Origin of the sequence: Streptomyces sp. NPDC057939, assembly GCF_042887545.1 — a bacterium.
GTDB lineage: Bacteria > Actinomycetota > Actinomycetes > Streptomycetales > Streptomycetaceae > Streptomyces.
Map to the genome: position 1 here is coordinate 41,787 of NZ_JBHVPG010000039.1, position 18,961 is coordinate 60,747.

The window sequence follows — 18,961 nt, forward strand, 5'->3', positions numbered from 1 at the left end:
GCACTCAGGCGATCCCCACGACGCGCTCGGGCGCGACACCGGACGGCGTGGGTCGGGCGGGATCCGAAAGGGAGGGCCTAGCGTGGCGGGATGACGCTGTCACGACGCGGGGTGCTGGGACTGGCGGGGGCCGTAGGGGCCCTGGGGACGGGCTCGGAGGCCGCCGCGGCAACCGGCCCCCGGTCGGAGCGGGTCCGTACCGGGTTCGAACAGCTCGCCGCCGACGGGTACGCGGCGCTGGCCGGGCAGCGGGTCGGGGTGGTCACCAACCCCACCGGGATCACCGCGGACGCCCGTCACCTGGTCGACGTGCTGCACGAGGACGAACGGGTCGACCTGGTCGCGGTGTTCGGGCCGGAGCACGGCTTCCGCGGCACGGCGCAGGCCGGCGGCTCGGAGGGGGCGGGGCGCGATCCCGCGACCGGGCTGCCCGTGTACGACACGTACGCCACCAGCGGGCAGCAGCTCGCGGACCTGTTCACCAAGGCGGGCGTCGACACCGTCGTCTTCGACATCCAGGACGTCGGGGCGCGGTTCTACACCTACGTCTGGACGCTCTACGACTGCATGCGCGCGGCCGCCCTCGCGGGCAAGTCGGTGGTGGTGCTGGACCGGCCGAACCCGGTCGGCGGGCGGCGGGCGGCCGGCCCGGTGCTGGAGCGGCCGTACGCGAGCTTCGTCGGCCGGGAGCCGATCGCGCTGGCGCACGGGATGACCGCGGCCGAGCTGGCTCTGCTGTTCAACGGCGAGTTCCTCCGGGGCACGGCCTTCCCGCAGGGGCCGGTGCGACTGCTGACGGTACGGATGGCCGGGTGGCGCCGGGATTCGTTCTTCGGGGCGACCGGGCTGCCCTGGGTGCCGCCGAGCCCGAACGTGCCGACCCCGGACACGGCGCTGGCGTACGCGGGGACCTGCCTGTTCGAGGGGACCAACCTGTCGGAGGGCCGGGGCACCACCACCCCCTTCGAGGTGGTGGGCGCGGAGGGCGTCGACCGGCGGTGGGCCGAGGCGGCGAACGGCCTGCGGCTGCCCGGGGTGTGGTTCCGGGAGACCTGGTTCACCCCGTCCTTCTCCAAGCACTCCGGGAAGGTCTGCGGCGGGGTCCGGCTGATCGTGCACGACCGGGACGCCTTCGATCCGGTGCGGACCGGGATCGGGCTGCTGGTCACCGCGCGCCGGGTGTGGTCCGGATTCGCCTGGCGTTCCGACCACTGGATCGACCGGCTGACGGGTTCGGACCGGGTGCGCACGATGGTGGACGCCGGGGCCGGGGTGTCGGAGATCGTGGACGATTGGTCGTCCGGACTGGCGCGCTTCGCGGCGGTACGGGAGAAGTACCTGCTCTACCCCTGACCGCCGGGCGGTCCGCCCCCGATCCGGGTCGTCGCGGGGCTGGTCGGGCGGGCCGCGCGGCGGGATGCTGCAAGCAGCACAGGCGCGGCGCGGAGGGGGGACCTCATGGCGGGTGTACGGCCGGGCGGATCCGGGGGCGCGGGGGGCGGGGCGAAGCTGCCGCTCAGGGCCCGGGCGGGGGGCTTGACCGGATTCGGGTTCGGGGGCCGGGCATCGACCGGCGTCGCGGCGGTCGGCGGGGCCGCGGTCGCGGCGGGGATCGGCGTCGGCCCGTACCGGGAGCTGACGTTCGACGCGCAGGGCGACGTGGACCCGGCGACCCGGGAGACGTTGGCCCGCATCGAGGCCACGGACCTGCTGGTCTTCGCACACGGCTGGAACAGCGACCGCTCGACCGCGACCCGGCTCTACGACCGGTTCTTCGCCCCCTTCCCCGAGCTGGTGGGGACGGGGGTGCGGCTCGGGTACGTGGGCGTCGTCTGGCCCTCGATCCGGTTCTCCGACGAGCCGATACCCGATTTCGAGGCACGCGGCGCGGCGGCCCCGGCGGGCTCCGCGGCGGCGTTGGACCCCGGTACGCGGCGGGCCCTCCGGGAGTTCTGGCCGGGTCGCGAGGCGGAACTCGGACGGATCGCGGAGCTGTTGGAGGAGCGCCCGGACTCCGCGGCGGCCCTCGTCGAGTTCGGCGCGCTGGTACGGGAACTGCTGCGGGCGGACCGGGTCGGCACGCCCGTCAACCTGCTCGGCCCGATGCCCGCGCCGGAGCCGGCCCGGGCGGGTGCCGCGGCGGCGGCCGCGCGGTACGACGTACCGGCCATTTTCGCCGAGGACGTGCTGGCGGTCTGCCGGACCCTCGCGCACGCGCTGGAGCAGGTGGGAGGCGGACGGGACGCCGACACGGGCGCGGCGTCCGCACCTGGCGGGGCGCCGGGCCTGGCGCTCGGGGGCGGGCTGCGGACCCTGTGGAACGGGGCCAAGGAACTGCTGCGGCAGGCTACGTACTACGAGATGAAGAAACGGGCCGGGGTGGTCGGCGAACTCGGACTCGGACCGGTCCTGGCGGACCTGGCGGGACGCCGGCCCGCCCTGCGGGTCCACCTCATCGGCCACAGCTTCGGCGGTCGCGTGGTGTCCTTCGCGCTGCGGGCCCTGCCCGACGGGGCACGGAACCTGAAGTCGGTCACGCTGCTCCAAGGGGCCTTCTCCCACTACGCCTTCAGCGAGCGGCTCCCGCACGACCCGAGTCGCGGCGGGGCGCTGCGCGGGCTCCAGCGCCGGGTCGACGGGCCCCTGGTGGCCTGCCACTCCGCGCACGATTCCTCGCTCGGGGTGTTCTATCCGCTGGCCTCCCGGATGGCGGGGGATTCGGCCGGACTCCTCGGTTTCGACGAGCGGTGGGGCGCGATCGGGCACGACGGGGTGCGGGCCGTGCCGGGCGCGCCCCGGCTGGACCTCGCCGCCGCGCTGCGCGACGGACTGCCTCGGACCGGCTGCGTCAGCGTCGACGCGGGCTCCGTGGTCCGCCGGGGCGGGGCTCCGTCGGGGGCGCACAGTGACATCTGCCACGAGGAACTGGCCCGGCTCGTGGTGTCCGCGGGGCGCATGGGGCGCTGAATTCCGGCCATGTGCCACCCACACGCCTCGACCGCCCCCGCATGCGCCCACATCCCGGCGGGCATGTTGGGCACGTCGGGGCGGGCTGCTTCGTTCGACGGAGTGGCACGGGCACGGGTGTGGGGGGACGGCGGAGGTGAAGGTGCGATGGCGGGTTTTCGAAGTCTGGCCTATCAGGTGCGCGACGCGCGCAACGACCGGGCCCTGCGGCGCCATTCGCTGCGCCGCTGCCTGGAACGGTTCGCCCCGTACGGGCACCGCGCGACGTGGTGGCACCTGTGCGACCGGCACGGGATCGCCCCCGAGGACCGGGGTGCCGACCCGCTGAGGCTGGTCGCGGCGCTGGAGGAACTGGAAGAGGCGCGGGCGGTCTGGTTGGAGTACGAGCGGCAGTTCGCGGCGCGACGCAGACGTGAGAAGCACGACGGGGTGCGCCGGCCGGAGTGGGCCTGGGGCGCCAACGGGGACGCGGTGGTGCGCTGCGCCGACCCGTGGGTCCGGCCGGAGGGGACGCTGGCCGAGGTGCTGCGGCGGCTGGTGACGGTGCTGGAGTCGGAACCGGGCACCTCGTGTCCGGTGTGCGGCGAGGAGGAGTTGCGCTGGCCGGCCGCGCAGGCCGGGCACGGCGACTGGGGCGGGGCGTGGGCGTGCGACGGGCCGGTGTGCGGGGGCTGCGGAATCGTGGTTCCCAGACCGGCCCTCGCCTACGCGGCGGTGGTGCATCCGACCGCGGCGGACGCGGCATGAGCGGCACGGGCGGCACGGGCAGGGCGTCGGTGGCGGGGTCGGGGTGGCGCGCGGGGTCGGGCGGCCGGGGCGCTCTGCTCCAGGTCGGGCTCAACGGTTCGCGGGACGCCGCCGACGGGACGGCCGTACCGATGTCCCCGCGGGCCCTCGCGGAGGCGGCACTGGCCGCGGTCGCCGCCGGGGCCGGCGAGGTACTGGTGCACCCGCGGACCCCGTGCGGTCGGGAGAGCCTCTCGCCCCGGGTGGTCGGGCCCCTGCTGGAGGAGCTGCGCGGCGCGGGGGTCCGCGTACCCCTGGCGGTGCCCGCCTCCATCGCGGCGGAGCCGGATCCGGCGGGGCGCCGGAAGCGGGTGCGGGACTGGGTGGTGCTGCCGGACCGGGCGACGGTGTCCTTCGCGGAGGCCGACGCCGGCGAGCTGGGCTCCGCGCTGCTGACGCGCGGGGTGGCGGTCGACGCGGTGGTGCCGCTGGGCGGTGGGGCCGGGCCGGAGCCACTGGCCCGGTTCCTGGCCTGGGCCCCGACCGACCACCGGCGGGTGCGGCTGGTGGCGGAGCTGGCACGGGCCGATCCCGCCCTGGTGGCGGGGCTGCGGTGGCTGCCTCCCGTGCCCGTCGTGCTGTACGGGAGGGAGGGCGCGGCATGGCCCGTACTGCGGCTGGCCTCCCGGTGCGGTGCCGGTGCGCGGATCGGCGTAGGAGAGGTTCTCCACCTGCCGGACGGCCGGCCCGCCGGGTCGAACGCCGAACTGGTGGCGGCCGCCGTGGAGATCACCGCCGGAGCCGCTCCGGCGGGGGTGCGGGAGTCCGCGCCCGCCGGTGGGGCCGGGCGTTGAGGCCCGGCCCGGGTGGGGGCGGTGTCAGTACGCGAGCCTGGAGCCGGTCATGCGGTCGCCGAAGACGTCGTCCGGGTTCGACAGCGCGCAGGTCTTCATGGACAGGCAGCCGCAGCCGATGCAGTCCGTCAAACGGTCCCGCAGGTCGCTGAGTTGCTCGATGCGCTGGTCGAGTTCGGAACGCCAGGCCTCCGACAGGAGCGCCCAGTCCTCGCGGTTCGGCGTGCGCCCTTCCGGCAGTCGGGACAGCGCCTCGCCGATGTCGGCGAGCGGGATGCCCACGCGCTGCGCGGCGCGCACGAACGCGACCCGGCGCAGCGCGTCACGGCTGTAGCGGCGCTGGTTGCCGGAGGTGCGCCGACTGCTGATCAGGCCCTTGGTCTCGTAGAAGTGGAGCGCCGAGACGGCGACTCCGCTGCGCATGGACAGCTGACCGACGGTGAGTTCGTGGATCTTCTCGGGAATCTGCGGCACCCGGCCGAGCCTAGCCGGAGGTCCGTTGACATTCACACACGCGGCGCAGCATGCTGAGCAAGCGCTTATTCGACCGGGCGGGCAGGTGGACGCACGGGAAAGCGTGCGTGGACGTCGACAGACAGGGGCAGGGCATGGCCGGACCGAGGATCTTCACATCCGCCGAGGAACTGCGCGCCGGAATCGGCGAGCCGCTCGGCCCGAGCGGATGGCTGGAGGTGGACCAGAAGCGGATCGACCTGTTCGCCGACGCGACCGGTGACCACCAGTGGATCCACGTCGACCCCGAACGGGCGGCTTCCGGGCCGTTCGGCTCGACGATCGCGCACGGCTACCTGACCCTGTCGCTGCTGCCGAGCCTGGTGCCGCAGATCATGATGGTCGAGGGCATGCGGATGGGCATCAACTACGGCGTGGACAAGGTGCGCTTCCCCGCTCCCGTGCCCGTCGGTTCGCGGCTGCGCGCCACCGCGCTGATCACCTCGGTCACCGAGGTCGGCGAAGGAGTGCAGGTGGCGGCGACGGTGACCGTGGAGCGCGAGGGCGCCGAGAAGCCGGTGTGCGTGGCGGAGTCGGTGTCCCGCTACTACTTCTGAGCGGGGGCGGACGCCCGGGCGGGCGTCGCGCCCACCATGCGGAGCACGAGGTCGGCGTAGAGCGCGCCGACCTCGTCAGGCGTGCGCGGGCCGGCGGCGCTGAACCAGCGGGCCACGTCGATGCACAGCGACAGCACGGCAAGGGTGGTGCCCGCGACGTCCGGGACCGCGAACTCCCCCGCCCGCACGCCGTCGGCGAGGATGCGCCGCACGGCCGCGTCGGTCTGCCGGCGCAGGGCGACGATCTCGGAGCGGTGCTCCGGCGCGAGGGCGTCGAGCTCGTACTGGACCACGCGCGCGGTGGTGTGGTGCGCCGCGTGCCACCCCACGAAGGAGCGGACGGCGCCGTCGAGCCGATCGGCGGCGGTGCCCGGACCGGAGGCGGCGGTTTCCAGGATCTCCAGCGCCTTGTCGTGACCGATGCGACTGATGCGGTGGAGCAGTTCTTCCTTGGTCTTGTAGTGGATGTAGAGCGCGGCCGGACTCATCCCGGCCCGGCCGGCGATGTCCCGGGTGGTGGTCGCGTGGTAGCCCCGCTCGGCGAAGGCCTCGACGGCGGCGACGAGCAGCCGCCGCGCGGCGTCGGGGGTGACCTCCGACCACGGCTGGTATCCGCCGGTTTCCGCCGCGCTCTCCATGGCCCGTCCACCTCTTCCGCTTGTAGGAAGGAACACCCTACCGGAGGGTGAGCAAGCGCTTAGCGCTCCGGGCGGGCGGGGTGATCGGGTCGTACCGGTGGGGCGCGTCCCGGGGAGCACCGGGACGCGCGCTCAGCGGTCCCGGGTGGGGGGCTTCGGCGCGAAGGGGTCGTAGCCCGTCATGATCTTCTCCATCCGGGCCTGGTCGACGCGGGTGACGATCTGAGTCACCTCCTGACGGTCCCTGATCACCTTGGCGAGGGTGAACGCCGAGGTGGTCAGGTAGAGCACCGCGATGCCGAGGAAGGCGCGGACCCAGCCGTCGGCGTCCATGTTGTAGATCCCCAGCGCCACGGCGGCGATGGCCACGCCGAAGGAGGCGACGGCCTGGCCGTAATAGGCCCCCGTGTTCTGCTGCTTGACCGGTGTCTCGTTCATGGGTCCAGCATCGGCCGCGGCGGCCGGGCGCACATGGGCGCACGTACTCAGCCGGATACTCAGAAAGCGGAGACCCCCGTGCGGGCGCGGCCGATCAGCAGCTTCTGGATCTGGCTGGTGCCCTCGTAGAGCGTCATCACGCGGGCGTCGCGCAGCAGTTTGCCGACGGGGTACTCGTCGATGTAGCCGTAGCCGCCGTGCACCTGGAGGGCGTTGCCGGCGGCGCGCACGGCGGCTTCCGAGGCGAAGAGCTTGGCGGTGGAGGATTCGGTGGCGAAGGGCTGTCCGCGGTCGATGAGGTCGGCGACCCGCCAGGTCAGCAGCCGCGCGGCGTCGACGTCCACCGAGATGTCGGCGATGAGCTCCTGGACGAGCTGGTGGTGGGCGATCGGCCTGCCGAACTGCTCGCGCCCGGCGGCGTACGAGACGGCCGCCTCCAGCGCCGCCTGGGCGATGCCGACGCAGCCCGCGGCGACCGACATGCGGCCCTTGGCCAGGGCGGACATCGCGACGGAGAAGCCCTTGCCCTCGGGGCCGAGCATGGCGGAGGCGGGCACGCGGACGCCGTCGAGGACGAGTTCGGCGGTGGCCTGGCCGCGCAGGCCCAGCTTGCCGTGGACCTCGCGCCGGGTGAGCCCGGGGGCGTCGGCGGGCACCAGGAAGGCGGAGATCCCGCGGTGGCCGGGGGTGTCGTTGGTGCGGGCGAAGAGGAGCACGACGTCGGCCCAGGTGCCGTTCGTGATGAACATCTTGCTGCCGCCGATGACGTACGAGTCCCCCTCGCGCACGGCCCGGGTGGTGAGGTTGCCCGCGTCGGAGCCGGTACCGGGCTCGGTCAGGCCGAAGCAGCCCAGGGCGTCGCCGGAGCACAGACGGGGCAGCCAGTCGCGCTTCTGTTCCTCGTCACCCCAGGCCGCGATGGTCTTGGCGACGAGGCCGAGGGAGACGGACACGATGCCGCGCACGGCGGAGTCGCCGCGTCCGAGCTCCTCGGTGACCAGGACGTAGGACATGTGGTCCCCGCCGGATCCCCCGTACTCCTCGGGCACCGTCAGACCGAGGAACCCGAGGTCGCCGAGCTTCTTCACGATGCCCCGGTCCACGCTCTCGGCGCGGTCCCAGGCCGCGGCGTACGGGACGATCTCGCGATCGGTGAACGCGCGGGCCAGCCGGCGTACGGCGCTCTGCTCCTCGCTCGGCTCCAGGTTCACCGGGCACCTCCGGGACGTCTCGACCGGCCTTTAACTAGCACCGGTAGTTTATGGCGGGCAGGCCCTACTATGTGGCGCATGGCCAGACCGCGCAAGCCCCTCCTCAGCCGAGCCCGCATCGTCGAGGCGGCGGGTGCGCTGGTGGACTCGGAGGGTCTGGAGGCGGTGTCGACTCGCAGGCTCGCCGCCGCGCTCGGGGTCAGCGGGCCGTCCCTGTACAACCACTTCCGTACGAAGGACGAGATCCTGGAGGCGGTCGCGGACGCGGTGAGCGCGCGGGTCGACCTGTCGATGTTCGAGGACTGCCGGGACTGGCGGCGGGCCCTGCACGCCTGGGCGCACTCGTACCGCGACGCCCTGTCGGACCATCCGAACATCGTGCCGGTCCTGGCCCGGGGGCCGGGCCGGCGCCCGGCGGGACTGCGGCTGGCGGATTCGGTGTTCGGCGCGATGACCGAGGCCGGGTGGCCCCCGGCGCACGCGACCCGGATCGGCGCGCTGATGCGGTACTTCATCCTGGGCTCGGCGGTGGCCTCCTTCGCCGGCGGGTTCGTCGACGACGAGACGGCCTACGACCCGGCGGACTACCCCCACCTGGGCCAGGCCCACCTCCTGGCGGAACGGCACCGCGAGGTCGACGACGGCGCCTTCGAGACCGGCCTGGCCGCCCTCCTGGACGGCCTGACCCTCCAGTTCGAAGCCCTCCCGGCCGACCCCGACTGACCCCCGCCCCCGCCGGGCGGGGTCGGGAGGGCGGGGTCGGGGCGGGGTTTGGGCACGGACCGTGTGGCCGGACGGGCAGGGGCCGGGCGCGGGCCGGGCCGGGCGCGGGCCGGACGCGGGCCGGGCGCGGGCCATGGGGTGCGTCAGGGCCCGACCGTGTGCGGATCCTGACCGCGCAGGAGTCCGGACCATGTGCGGGTCCGGACCGCGCAACGGCCCGGACCATGCAACGGCCCGTACCACGTAACGGCCCGGTCGCGTGCGGGTCAGAAGACGACCAGCGAGCGGCCCCCCTTGCCCGCGAGCATCGCGTCGAACGCGGCCGGGATGCCGTCGAGGGTGATGCGGTCGGTGACGAGGCTGCCCAGGTCGAGGCGGCCGGCACGGACGTGGTCGGCGATCACCGGCAGGTCGCGGGCGGGGTCGCTGTTGCCGTAGACGCAGCCGCTGAGGGTGCGCGCGAAGTGGAAGATCTCCAGCGCGTGGAAGGTGACCTGCTGTTCCTTGCCGCCGATCCCGACGACCGTCGTCCGGCCGCCCCGCCGCGTCGAATCCCAGGCGGCGCGGATGGACTCCGCGCGGCCCACGCACTCGATGGCGACGTCCGCGCCCCGTCCGCCGGTGACCGCGCGGACCTCCTTGGCCGTGGTGTCCGAGGCGAGCACGAACTCGGTGGCTCCGGCGGCCCGGGCGAGTTCCTCCTTGGCCGGCGAGACGTCCACGGCGACGATCGGCCCCGCCTGGCCGATCCGGGCCGCCTGGAGCGCGGCCAGGCCGACCCCGCCGACCCCGAACACGACCACCGACTCGCCCGGGAAGACCTGCGCGCTGTGGTGGACGGCGCCGTAGCCGGTGAGGACGGCGCAACCGAGCAGGGCGGCCTCGGTGAGCGGGATCCCGGCGGGCGCCGGCAGCACGCAGTTCGCCGCGACGACGGTCTCCTCGGCGAAGGCGGCGACGTTGAGCCCGGGGTGCAGCTCGTTCCCCTCGGCGTCATGGGCGTGAACGGCCCCGACACCCGTCAGCGCCTTGGCGCAGAGCCAGACCTCGCCGATCAGGCAGTGGTGGCACTCCCCGCAGGACGGGGCCCAGTTGAGGACCACCCCGTCTCCCGGGGCGACGTGGGTGACGCCCTCGCCGACGGCGAGGACCGTTCCCGCGCCCTCGTGCCCGAGGACGGCCGGAACGGGCACCCGCATGGTGCCGTTGGTGAGGGAGAGGTCGGAGTGGCAGACGCCGGCTGCGGCGAGCCGCACCCGGACCTGGCCGGGTCCGGGCTCGGGAAGCACGATCTCCCGTATCTCCAGCGGGGCTCCGACGGCGGGCAGGACGGCGGCGCGGACCATGATCTTTTCTCCGTCTCGGGCGGTCAGAACTGCAGGGACTTGGTCTGGAGGTACTCCCCCAGGCCGTGCGGGCCCAGCTCGCGGCCGACACCCGACTGCTTGTACCCACCGAAGGGCGCGCGCACGTTGAAGCGGCCCCCGTTGATGTCCACCTGTCCGGTGTCCATGCGCCGGGCGAACGCCACGGCCGTCTCCTCGTCGGCGGCCCACACCGCGCCGCCCAGGCCGTAGACGGTGCCGTTGGCGATGCGCAGGGCGTCGTCCTCGTCCTCGTAGGGGAGGATCGCCAGCACGGGTCCGAAGATCTCCTCCTGGGCGATGGTCATCCCGGGGGTGACGTCCGCGAAGACCGTCGGGGTGATGAAGTACCCCTGCTCGTGGGGGCTGTCGAGGCCGCCCGCGACGAGGCGCGCGCCCTCCTCGACGCCCTTGGCGATGTACGCGCGGACGCGGTCGCGCTGGGTGGCGTTGACGACCGGGCCGAGGCGGGTGCCCGGGTCGCGGGGGTCGCCGGAGGGGTACTTGGCGACGGCGGCGGCCGCGAGGGTGACGGCCTCCTCGTACTGGTCCCGGTGGACGAGCATGCGCGTGAGGGCGTTGCAGCTCTGACCGGAGTTGTTCATGACGTGGCCGACGCCCACCGCGACCGCCTTGGTGAGGTCCGCCCCGGGCAGGATGACATTGGCCGATTTGCCGCCCAGTTCGAGGGCGACGCGCTTGATGGCGGCACCGGCTATCGCCCCGATCTTCTTGCCGACGGCGGTCGAGCCGGTGAAGGAGACGAGGTCCACCCCTTCGTGCTCGGCGAGGGCCTGCCCGGCGACCGGACCGGTACCGGTCACCAGGTTGAAGACCCCGGCCGGGATGCCCGCCTCGTGCACGGCTTCGGCGAAGAGCTGTGCGGTCAGCGGGGTGTCCTCGGCGGGCTTGAGGACGACGGTGCAGCCGGCGGCGAGTGCGGGTGCCACCTTGGCAACGACCTGGTGCAGCGGGTAGTTCCAGGGCGTGATCGCCCCGACGACGCCGACCGGCTCCAGCAGCACGGTGGAGTTGCCGATCCGCTCCTCGAAGCCGTACGAGGCCCCCAGCTCGGCGTACGAGCCGGCCACCGCGATCGGTGACCCGACGTGCACCGCTTCCGCGAAGCCGAGCGGGGAACCGAGCTCGGCGGTGATCGTCTCGGCGATCTCGCCCTTCCGGGCGGCCAGTACGTCACGCAGTGCGCCGATCAGGGCCGCCCGGTCGGCCGGGGCCGTGGCCGACCAGCCGGGGAACGCCGCGCGGGCGGCCCGTACGGCCGCGTCCACGTCCTCGGCGCTGCCGGCCGGAACCTCGGCGATGACCTGCTCGTCCGCCGGGTTGACGACCTCGATCCGGCCGGCGCCGGCAGCGGGCACCCACGCCCCGCCGATGTACATCCCGTCGTGGGCCTTCATGGCATTCCTCCCGAGCACGCACGAGCGCGTAGACCTGACGTCACCAACACCCTACAAACTAGCGTCGGTAGTTTTCCGGGCGCCAGGGGTGGCCCGGATCAGATGATGCCGAAAAGCATCCCCGCCGCGAGCACCACGAGAGAGGTGAGGGCCGCCCACTTCACGGTGAAGCGGGTGTGGTCGCCGAACTCGACCTTGGCCATGCCGACGAGCACGTAGACGGCGGGAACCAGCGGGCTGGACATGTGGAGGGCCTGGCCGACCAGGGACGCGCGGGCGATCTCCAGCGGGGACACCCCGTGGGCGGCGCCCGCTTCGGCGAGTACCGGCAGGACGCCGAAGTAGAAGCCGTCGTTCGACATGAAGTACGTGAGGGGCAGGCTGAGCAGTCCGGTGACCAGGGCCATGTGCGGTCCCATGCCCTCGGGGATGGCCCCGACCAGCCAGTCGGCCATGTCCTTGACCATGCCGGTGCCGGTGAGCACCCCGGTGAAGACGGCGGCGGCGAAGACCATGCCCGCCACGTTCAGCACGTTCTCGGCGTGCGCGGCGATCCGGGCCTTCTGGTCGGGCATGTGCGGGAAGTTCACGGTGAGCGCGAGGGCGGCGCCGAGCAGGAAGAGCACCGGGATCGGCAGCAGCTCCATGATCATGGCCGTCAGCAGGGCGACCGTCAGTCCCGCGTTGAACCAGTAGAGGCGGGGGCGCAGCGTCGGGCGGTGGGGGTCGAGTCCCTGGAATCCGTCCGCGTCCGGCGAGGTGTCGCTCGCGTCGGTTCCGGTGGGGCGGGCGGGCCCGGGGGGCGCTTCGGTGGTCATGGTCGTGGCGGTCGCGGTGGAGCCGGTGGATCCGGGACCGTGCTCGCCGCCTGCGTCACCGGAGGCCGGGAGGGTGGAGCGGGCCCCGGAGTCGGTCTCGCCACCGCCGGTACGCGCACCGGACCCGACCATGGCGTCCGTGGTGACTTCCTCCGCCTGCCCCGCGCCTTCTTCGCCGGGCATCACCAGGGAACCGACCCGGCGGCGTTCCTTCACGCCCAGGACGTAGGCCAGGGCGAAGACGAAGAGCAGACCGACGGCGAGGGCGGGGATCATCGGGACGAAGATGTCGGCGGCGTCGAGCTTGAGCGCCGTGGCCGCGCGGGCCGTGGGGCCGCCCCAGGGAAGGGTGTTCATGACTCCGTTGGCGGTGGCCGCGACGCCGGTCATGACCACCAGGCTCAGGCCGAGCCGCTTGTACAGCGGGTACATGGCCGAAACAGTGATCATGAACGTGGTCGAACCGTCGCCGTCGAGCGACACGATGGCGGCGAGCACGGCCGTGCCCACCACCACCCGCATCGGGTCGGCCTTGCAGAAGCGCAGGATGCCGCGCACGATCGGGTCGAAGAGGCCGACGTCGATCATCAGGCCGAAGTAGACGATGGCGAACATCAGCATCGCGGCGGTCGGCGCGAGCTTGCCGACCCCGTCGATGACGTAGTCCCCGAGATGCGCGCCCTTGCCGGCGAACACGCAGAAGAGCGCGGGGATGAGCACGAGCGCCGCGATGGGCGACATTTTCTTCAGCATGATCAGGACCAGGAAGGTCGCGATCATGGCGAAGCCGAGGAAGGTCAGCATGCAGGGAACGTAGGTGCCCCCCGCTACGCCCAACAAGATGTCCGCGCGTGAGCAATACGAGCAAAACCCCAGCTCAGGGCAGGGGCGCCAGCTGGACGGGGAAGGCGTTGAGCACCGCTGTGCCCGACAGGGGGTCCAGCCGGGTGCCGTCGAGCAGCTGGTTCACGTTGGCTCCGGGATCGGCGGCGGCCACCGACAGCCGGGTGCCGGACCGGTCGTGTCCCCAGCCGTGCGGGAGGCTGACGACTCCCGCGCGGACGGTGTCGGTGACCTCGACGGGTACGTCCAGGCTGCCGCCGTCCGCGCTGATCCGGGCGCGACCGCCGTCGGTGAGGCCGTGGCGCGCGGCGTCCTGCGGGTGGACCTGAAGCGTGCAGCGGTTGGAACCTCCGACGAGGGCCGGGACGTTGTGCAACCAGCTGTTGTTGGACCGCAGGTGGCGGCGGCCCACGAGCACCAGGGCGGCGGGGCGTTCGGCGAGCGCCGCGCGGAGCCTGGGGAGCTCGGCCGCGATCGGGTCCGGGAGCAGCTCGATCCTGCCGCTGCGGGTCCTGAGCACGCCCGGAAGGCGTGGCCGCAGCGGGCCGAGGTCGATGCCGTGCGGGTGGGCGAGGAGCCGTTCGAGGTTGAGCCCGGCCTCGTGCGCCGTCACGCCGAAGCCGCGGTCCGGCGCGCCGGGGCCGGCCGGGGCGTCGGCCGGCACGGCGTGGCCGGGTACGGCGTCGGCCGGTCCGGTTTCGGGCGCCCCGAAGCGGTCCCCGTACGGGCCGAGTCGGAGCATCAGGTCGAGTCGTCGTTCGGGGCCGTTCTCGCCGGTGAGGAGACCTGCGAGGTGTTCGGGGTCGGCTCCGTGCAGCGGGGAGTGTCGGTCGGAGGTCTCCTTGGCGAGGGTGGTCCGGATGGCGAGCTCGTCCACGGCGGAGGGTTCGGCGGCGCCGTGCATGCCCGACACGGCGAGGACGAGGCGGGCATGGATCTCGCACTCGTCGAGCCGGTCCGCTTCGAGGGGGACGGCCGGGCGCGTGTAGCGGACCTGGTTGTGGACGGCGAAGCCGTTGAAGGCGAAGTCGTGGTGCGCGCTCCGGGAGGGCGGCGGCGGGGGCAGGACGACGTGGGCGTGGCGCGAGGTCTCGTTGAGGTACGGGTCGACGCTGACCATGAAGTCGAGTCCGGCGAGGGCGGTGTCGAGCCGACGGCCGTCGGGCGCGGACAGCACCGGGTTGGCCGCGACGCAGATCAGGGCGCGGATGCGCCCTTCGCCGGGCGTATCGATCTCCTCCGCCAACGCGGCGCTGGGCAGCTCGCTCTTCACCTCGGGGTGGCCGCTGACCCGGCTGTGCCAGCGACCGAGGGCGAACCCCCGACCCGGCCCGGCGGGGCGGGGCCGCGGGCCGGCCGCGGCGAGCGGGAAGAGGGCGCCGCCCGGACGGTCGAGGTTGCCGGTGAGGATGTTCAGTACGTCGACCAGCCAACTGGCGAGGGTGCCGTGCTCGACGGTGCAGCTGCCGATCCGCCCGTAGACGGCGGCGGTCGGCGCGGCCGCGAGGTCGCGGGCGAGGGCGCGGATCTCGGCGGCCGGAAGGTCGCAGGCGGGGGCGACGGCCTCAGGGGTGAAACTCGCGAGCGCGTCCCCGAGTTCCCGGAGTCCCTCGACGTGTTCGGCGAGCGGACCGGGATCCGCGAGCTTCTCCGTGATCAGGGTGTGGGCGAGGGCGGCCAACAACAGGGCGTCGCTGCCGGGGCGCGGGGCGAGGTGACGGTCGGCCAGCCGGGCGGTGCGCGTACGGCGCGGGTCGACGACCACGAGTGTGCCGCCGCGGGCCCGAAGTGCCTTGAGGCGGCCGGGGAAGTCGGGGGCGGTACAGAGCGATCCGTTGGATTCGACCGGATTGGCGCCGAGTACGAGGAGGAAGTCCGTGCGGTCGAGGTCCGGGACGGGGATGGCGAAGGGGTCGCCGAACAGGAGGCCGCTGGAAACGTGCTTGGGCATCTGGTCGAGGGTGCTGGCCGTGAACAGGTTCCGGGTGCCGAGGGCGTTGATGAGGAGCGGCGGGTAGAGGGCTCCGGCCATGGTGTGGACGTTGGGGTTTCCGAGGACGACGCCGACGGACCGGGGTCCGTGTTCCGCGACGAGTGCGGGCACCGCGGCGGCGATGGCGTCGTAGGCCTCCTCCCAGGTGGCCTCCCTCAGCTGTCCGTCGCGGCGGACGAGGGGTGCGCGCAGCCGGTCCGGGTCGGTGTCGAGCGCACCGAAGGCGGCGCCCTTGGGGCAGATGAAGCCTCGACTGAAGACGTCGTCGCGGTCGCCGCGGGCTCCCGTCACCTCGGTGCCCTCGATCGTGAGGGTGAGGCCGCAGGTGGCTTCGCAGAGCGGGCAGATGCGCGGGGCGGTGCGAGGCATGGGCGCTCCTGGGAGGCGGCAGGCTGCGGCGCGGACACGGGCCGGACCCGGCCACGGGGCGGCCGGACTGCGGGCGACCCCGAGCATACCGACCGGTAGGGACGGGTGGGAGGGGTCTGCGGCGACGGGTTGGAACGGGAGGGATAGGAACGGCGGGGAGGTGCCGCCGGACGGGGGGACGACTCGGGTCGGGGCACTGGAGGCCTGCCGGAGCGGGGCCCCCGGGCCGAGTTCCGGGTTCGGAGGCCTGGGGCAGGGGTCCCGGCTCGACGGCGGCGCGGGGAACGCCGGGGGCGGGCCGGATCAGTCGAGGACGCGCGCCAGGTAGGCCCGCATCATCGCCCGGGTTTCGGCGACGATGCCGGGGTCTCCGGCCGGGTCGGCCCGGAAGGCGAGTTGAATCAGTGCGTCGGTCGCCTCGACGGCGACCAGGACCGCCCGGCGGAGGCCGTCGTCGGGGGTCAGTCCGAGGTGTGCGCAGAGCAGTTCGGTGAGCCGGGCGGCGACCTGGTGGTTGGGGTCCGAGGCCGGGCCGTCGGCGGGCGGCGCGGGCACGCCGAAGTCGACCAGGGCGAACCCGGGAACGCTGCGCTTCATGGCCAGGTACTCGTCCAGCACCGCGTCGACCGCCGGCTGCCACCGTCCGGCGGGCAGTTCGGCGAGGCGCCGCTGGATGCCGTCGGCGTAGCGGTCGAGATTGCGGTGGGCCAGGGCGACGGCCATGGCCCGCTTGTTGCCGAAGAAGCGGTAGACCGAGCCGATGGGCACCCCGGCCCGCAGGGCGACGGCCCGGGTGCTGAGGTTCTCGTAGCCCGTCTCGTCGAGCAGCTCGGCGCAGGCGTCGAGGATCCGCACGAGGCGGTCGGCGCTGCGTTGCTGGACGGGGGTCCGGCGCAGGGGATGGGCGGGAGGCACGGGGTCCATCATGCCGCTCCCGGCTCCTCGGTCCAGCGTTCCGGCCCCGCCTTCGCGGATCGCGTGCAATGCCTCCGCTCCCCCGTGCGGTCAGTTGAGCAGGAGGGCGAGCCCGCCGACGGTGTACGCGATCATCAGCGCGAGCAGCGGGAGTTGGCCCGCGACGGCCTTGGCGGGCGGGAAGAGCCGTACGGAGCGGTCGTGGGCGGCGATCACTCCGAGTACGTGTCCGGTGATGACGGCGATGACCTGGAGGGCGGCGAGCCCGCCGGGATCCAAGGGGGGACTGGGATCGGAGCCGTTGTCAGTGCCGAATGCGATGCTCACTGTGCGTGGTCCTTCGGTGACGAGGAGGGAGAAGTAGTGAGCGATGAGATAGCCGAGGGCGATCGGCACGAGTGAGTGCGCGAAGGCGGTCAGCGGGCCGGGGTGAGGGCCGGCGACGAGGCGGGTGACCGCCGCGCACAGGCAGTAGAGGGTGGCGACGAGAGCGACGGAAGCGAGCAGTCCGAGGGTGGCCGTGGCGGTGCGGCCGAGGGGGGAGGTCTGAACGGCGTTGATCCAGGAGGGGTTGTCGCTGTAGCCGTCGTAGGCGGTGGAACCGAGGAGGACGCAGACGGTGGCGACGAGTCCGGGCCGCTCGGGCGTCGCGTCGAGTCCGTGGAAGGGGTTGCGCAGGACCAGGCGGCCGTCGCCGCGGCGGCCGAGGACGGCGAGGCGGGCCAGCAGGCCGGAGTAGGCCTCGAAGGCGTCCGCGTCGGTGAACCAGCGCTCGCCGTGGCGGGCGGCGAACAGCAGGTGGACGGTCGCGTAGCCGGTGAGGGCGACGAGGAGGGTGGTGGTGGATGCGGGATCGGGGGCGACCAGCTCCAGCCAGGTGAAGCCGAACAGGCCCGCGGCGGCGGGCCATTGGCCCAGCCGGGCGGGCAGGGGGCGCCCGGGGCCGGGCGGGCGGCCCCGGAGCCGGGCCCGGAGCCGGGCGAGGAGGAGGTGCAGGGTGCGCAGCGGGTTGAGCAGGCGCCAGACGGGACCGAGGAGGAGGGAGGCGGGCACGAGACCGACCCAGAACAGGACGTAGACGGCCCCCGGCGCGGGGTTGCGGGCGGGGTCGTCGGGACCGAGGAGGAGGTGGAGGAGCACGGCGAGGGCTGCGGCGAGGCCGAGTCCGCGCAGGGCGAGGCGGGTGGCCGGCGCGTCGGCCACCCGCTGGAGCCCGGCGGGCACGGCGAGACCGGAGCGGTCGCCGCGGAAGCGGGACACGGACCAGAGCAGGCCGAGTGCCAGGAAGGAGACGAACAGGGCGGTGAAGGCCCCGGCGAAGGCGTAGAAGGGGGAGATGGGCAGGTCGTGCTGGGACCCGATCCCGTGCGCCAGCAGGGTCGACGGGTCGGCCGGGTGAGGGACCACGCCCTGGCCGGACCAGCCGACCGGGCTCACGCCGGGGCCGGTACCGGATCCGGCGGGAATCCCGATGGGCGCTCCGGTGGGGTCGCCCGCGGCGAACCGATCGGGCCACGTGGCCGGGCCGCCGCCCGGCCGGCCGACGCCGGAGGTGAACCGGCCGGGCGTTGTCGCGCCGGGACCGGGGCCGATGGCAATGGCGCCCGTGCCGGTGCCGGTGGTGCCGGGGTTCATCGGACGAGGAGCTGGGTCAGGAGCAGGCCGGAGGTGTGGGTCTCGACCTCGAAGAGGCCCGTGCGGTCGACCGTCAGGACCAGGGTCGCCTCCTGGCCCGCGGGGAGGGCGAGTTCCTTGTCGTAGCCATGGACGTGGAGGGTGTCGGCACGGTCGCTGGTGACGCGCAGGGCAACGCTCTCGCCGCGCTTGAGCTCGGTGCGGTCGGGTGCGGGGTGCACCTTGCCGTCCCGGACCGCGAGCGTGACGGTCCGGTCCGCCTGCGGGGCCCCGGAGGGTGTGGCGGCGCCGCTCGGGGTGCCGGCCGGGTGGCTGTGGTCGGTGCTGCCCCCGGGGGCAGCGGTCAGCGGGACGGTCGCCCGGATCGCCTTGCCGGCGACGGCCCAGGCGGTGTGGTCGTCGGCGTACAGGCGGACGGTCAGGGTGTGCGGGCCCTGCGGCACCTGCGCCGCGGGCAGGTGGAACCAGGGGCCGTACACCCGGGCCAGTTTGCGGCCGTCGAGTTCGAGGTGGGCGTGGCCGGCGCCCGGGAGGGCGCCGCCGCCGGTGCTGTCGGGGGTGAAGCGGAAGTTCTTCACGGCCAGTTGGAGGTTCCAGCCGTCCTCGGAGTCGGGGCGTGCGGTGAGCCCGACCTCCGGCGCGCCCTCGGCGGGGACCTCGCGCAGGCGGTGACCCGTACCGTCCTGGGCCTCCAGGAGGGTTCCGGCTCCGCCGGACGCCTCCTCGTGGGTGGTGCCGGGCTTGTGGTGGGTCGTGGCCCGCCCCCCGCATCCCGCGACCGCGCCGCCCGCGAGCAGCAGGAGGACGGCCACCAGCGCGGCGACACGGGTGGCCCGGCGGGGCGGCCGGGCGACGCGGGCGGGTATCCCGCACGCGTCGCACCGGACGCGGTCTTCGGGGCGGACGCTCACTGCGGACCTCCGGTCCTGGTACGGGTCGTATCGGTCTTCCCTCCGCCCGCCCCGCGCACGGGACGCGA

At 73.9% G+C, this 18,961-nt stretch carries 17 protein-coding genes; 6 read left to right on the forward strand and 11 right to left on the reverse strand.

Going from position 1 to position 18,961, the window contains the following annotated elements:
- The first annotated feature begins 90 nt into the window (after nucleotides 1–90).
- The 4 genes from ACFVS6_RS31270 to ACFVS6_RS31285 all read left to right on the forward strand — a co-directional run bounded on the left by ACFVS6_RS31270 (nucleotide 91) and on the right by ACFVS6_RS31285 (nucleotide 4,547).
- On the forward strand, nucleotides 91–1,353 hold the full coding sequence (locus ACFVS6_RS31270) for an exo-beta-N-acetylmuramidase NamZ domain-containing protein (RefSeq protein WP_389709138.1): 1,263 nt from the start codon (nucleotides 91–93) through the stop codon (nucleotides 1,351–1,353).
- A gap of 258 nt (nucleotides 1,354–1,611) precedes the next feature.
- Nucleotides 1,612–2,967, forward strand: coding sequence for a serine-threonine protein kinase (locus ACFVS6_RS31275; protein WP_389709201.1), 1,356 nt, complete (start codon nucleotides 1,612–1,614; stop codon nucleotides 2,965–2,967).
- Nucleotides 2,968–3,114: 147 nt separating this feature from the next.
- Nucleotides 3,115–3,714: a hypothetical protein gene (locus ACFVS6_RS31280; protein ID WP_389709140.1), complete on the forward strand. Its 600-nt coding sequence runs from the start codon at nucleotides 3,115–3,117 to the stop codon at nucleotides 3,712–3,714.
- Nucleotides 3,711–4,547, forward strand: a complete 837-nt coding sequence (locus tag ACFVS6_RS31285) for a 3-keto-5-aminohexanoate cleavage protein (protein WP_389709142.1) — start codon at nucleotides 3,711–3,713, stop codon at nucleotides 4,545–4,547. The genes ACFVS6_RS31280 and ACFVS6_RS31285 overlap by 4 nt, the downstream gene beginning before the upstream one ends.
- A 24-nt stretch (nucleotides 4,548–4,571) precedes the next feature.
- Here the strand turns inward: ACFVS6_RS31285 and soxR are convergent, their stop codons facing one another.
- Nucleotides 4,572–5,021, reverse strand: a complete 450-nt coding sequence (gene soxR / locus ACFVS6_RS31290; protein ID WP_389709144.1) for a redox-sensitive transcriptional activator SoxR — start codon at nucleotides 5,019–5,021, stop codon at nucleotides 4,572–4,574.
- 134 nt (nucleotides 5,022–5,155) lie between these two features.
- Between soxR and ACFVS6_RS31295 the strand changes: the two genes are divergently transcribed.
- A complete protein-coding gene (locus ACFVS6_RS31295) occupies nucleotides 5,156–5,617 on the forward strand; it encodes a MaoC family dehydratase (RefSeq protein ID WP_389709203.1) in 462 nt (153 codons plus the stop codon).
- Here ACFVS6_RS31295 and ACFVS6_RS31300 read toward each other — a convergent pair.
- The 3 genes from ACFVS6_RS31300 to ACFVS6_RS31310 all read right to left on the reverse strand — a co-directional run bounded on the left by ACFVS6_RS31300 (nucleotide 5,608) and on the right by ACFVS6_RS31310 (nucleotide 7,904).
- The gene (locus ACFVS6_RS31300; RefSeq protein ID WP_389709146.1) at nucleotides 5,608–6,255 is read right to left on the reverse strand and encodes a TetR/AcrR family transcriptional regulator; all 648 of its coding nucleotides are present in this window, start codon (nucleotides 6,253–6,255) and stop codon (nucleotides 5,608–5,610) included. The genes ACFVS6_RS31295 and ACFVS6_RS31300 overlap by 10 nt on opposite strands.
- Before the next feature lie 132 nt (nucleotides 6,256–6,387).
- Nucleotides 6,388–6,693, reverse strand: a complete 306-nt coding sequence (locus ACFVS6_RS31305; protein WP_389709148.1) for a YiaA/YiaB family inner membrane protein — start codon at nucleotides 6,691–6,693, stop codon at nucleotides 6,388–6,390.
- A gap of 59 nt (nucleotides 6,694–6,752) precedes the next feature.
- Nucleotides 6,753–7,904 carry an acyl-CoA dehydrogenase family protein gene (locus tag ACFVS6_RS31310; RefSeq protein WP_389709150.1) on the reverse strand — a complete coding sequence of 384 codons (1,152 nt, stop codon included), beginning with the start codon at nucleotides 7,902–7,904 and terminating at the stop codon, nucleotides 6,753–6,755.
- A 78-nt stretch (nucleotides 7,905–7,982) separates the two neighbouring features.
- Between ACFVS6_RS31310 and ACFVS6_RS31315 the strand changes: the two genes are divergently transcribed.
- Nucleotides 7,983–8,627, forward strand: coding sequence for a TetR/AcrR family transcriptional regulator (locus ACFVS6_RS31315; RefSeq protein ID WP_389709152.1), 645 nt, complete (start codon nucleotides 7,983–7,985; stop codon nucleotides 8,625–8,627).
- A gap of 266 nt (nucleotides 8,628–8,893) precedes the next feature.
- Here the strand turns inward: ACFVS6_RS31315 and ACFVS6_RS31320 are convergent, their stop codons facing one another.
- The 7 genes from ACFVS6_RS31320 to ACFVS6_RS31350 all read right to left on the reverse strand — a co-directional run bounded on the left by ACFVS6_RS31320 (nucleotide 8,894) and on the right by ACFVS6_RS31350 (nucleotide 18,848).
- Nucleotides 8,894–9,973: a zinc-binding dehydrogenase gene (locus ACFVS6_RS31320; protein ID WP_389709154.1), complete on the reverse strand. Its 1,080-nt coding sequence runs from the start codon at nucleotides 9,971–9,973 to the stop codon at nucleotides 8,894–8,896.
- A gap of 23 nt (nucleotides 9,974–9,996) precedes the next feature.
- Complete coding sequence (locus ACFVS6_RS31325) at nucleotides 9,997–11,409, reverse strand: aldehyde dehydrogenase family protein (protein WP_389709155.1); 1,413 nt, start codon at nucleotides 11,407–11,409, stop codon at nucleotides 9,997–9,999.
- A 98-nt stretch (nucleotides 11,410–11,507) separates the two neighbouring features.
- The gene (locus ACFVS6_RS31330; protein ID WP_389709157.1) at nucleotides 11,508–13,031 is read right to left on the reverse strand and encodes a CitMHS family transporter; all 1,524 of its coding nucleotides are present in this window, start codon (nucleotides 13,029–13,031) and stop codon (nucleotides 11,508–11,510) included.
- A 73-nt stretch (nucleotides 13,032–13,104) separates the two neighbouring features.
- The gene (locus ACFVS6_RS31335) at nucleotides 13,105–15,432 is read right to left on the reverse strand and encodes a molybdopterin-dependent oxidoreductase (RefSeq protein WP_389709159.1); all 2,328 of its coding nucleotides are present in this window, start codon (nucleotides 15,430–15,432) and stop codon (nucleotides 13,105–13,107) included.
- Nucleotides 15,433–15,735: 303 nt separating this feature from the next.
- Nucleotides 15,736–16,356: a TetR family transcriptional regulator gene (locus tag ACFVS6_RS31340; protein WP_389709205.1), complete on the reverse strand. Its 621-nt coding sequence runs from the start codon at nucleotides 16,354–16,356 to the stop codon at nucleotides 15,736–15,738.
- Between the two features lie 81 nt (nucleotides 16,357–16,437).
- Entirely contained in the window at nucleotides 16,438–17,982 is a 1,545-nt protein-coding gene (locus ACFVS6_RS31345; RefSeq protein ID WP_389709161.1) for a hypothetical protein, read from the reverse strand.
- Complete coding sequence (locus tag ACFVS6_RS31350) at nucleotides 17,979–18,848, reverse strand: hypothetical protein (protein ID WP_389709206.1); 870 nt, start codon at nucleotides 18,846–18,848, stop codon at nucleotides 17,979–17,981. Before ACFVS6_RS31350 ends, ACFVS6_RS31345 begins: the two co-directional genes overlap by 4 nt.
- Nucleotides 18,849–18,961: the final 113 nt, after the last annotated feature.

Coding starts and splice junctions, on each gene's coding strand:
- ACFVS6_RS31270 (WP_389709138.1), top strand. CDS start 91: ATGACGCTGTCACGACGCGGGGTGCTGGGACTGGCGGGGGCCGTAGGG.
- ACFVS6_RS31280 (WP_389709140.1), top strand. CDS start 3,115: ATGGCGGGTTTTCGAAGTCTGGCCTATCAGGTGCGCGACGCGCGCAAC.
- ACFVS6_RS31285 (WP_389709142.1), top strand. CDS start 3,711: ATGAGCGGCACGGGCGGCACGGGCAGGGCGTCGGTGGCGGGGTCGGGG.
- ACFVS6_RS31295 (WP_389709203.1), top strand. CDS start 5,156: ATGGCCGGACCGAGGATCTTCACATCCGCCGAGGAACTGCGCGCCGGA.
- ACFVS6_RS31300 (WP_389709146.1), bottom strand. CDS start 6,255: ATGGAGAGCGCGGCGGAAACCGGCGGATACCAGCCGTGGTCGGAGGTC.
- ACFVS6_RS31305 (WP_389709148.1), bottom strand. CDS start 6,693: ATGAACGAGACACCGGTCAAGCAGCAGAACACGGGGGCCTATTACGGC.
- ACFVS6_RS31315 (WP_389709152.1), top strand. CDS start 7,983: ATGGCCAGACCGCGCAAGCCCCTCCTCAGCCGAGCCCGCATCGTCGAG.
- ACFVS6_RS31320 (WP_389709154.1), bottom strand. CDS start 9,973: ATGGTCCGCGCCGCCGTCCTGCCCGCCGTCGGAGCCCCGCTGGAGATA.
- ACFVS6_RS31325 (WP_389709155.1), bottom strand. CDS start 11,409: ATGAAGGCCCACGACGGGATGTACATCGGCGGGGCGTGGGTGCCCGCT.
- ACFVS6_RS31330 (WP_389709157.1), bottom strand. CDS start 13,031: ATGCTGACCTTCCTCGGCTTCGCCATGATCGCGACCTTCCTGGTCCTG.
- ACFVS6_RS31335 (WP_389709159.1), bottom strand. CDS start 15,432: ATGCCTCGCACCGCCCCGCGCATCTGCCCGCTCTGCGAAGCCACCTGC.
- ACFVS6_RS31340 (WP_389709205.1), bottom strand. CDS start 16,356: ATGGACCCCGTGCCTCCCGCCCATCCCCTGCGCCGGACCCCCGTCCAG.
- ACFVS6_RS31345 (WP_389709161.1), bottom strand. CDS start 17,982: ATGAACCCCGGCACCACCGGCACCGGCACGGGCGCCATTGCCATCGGC.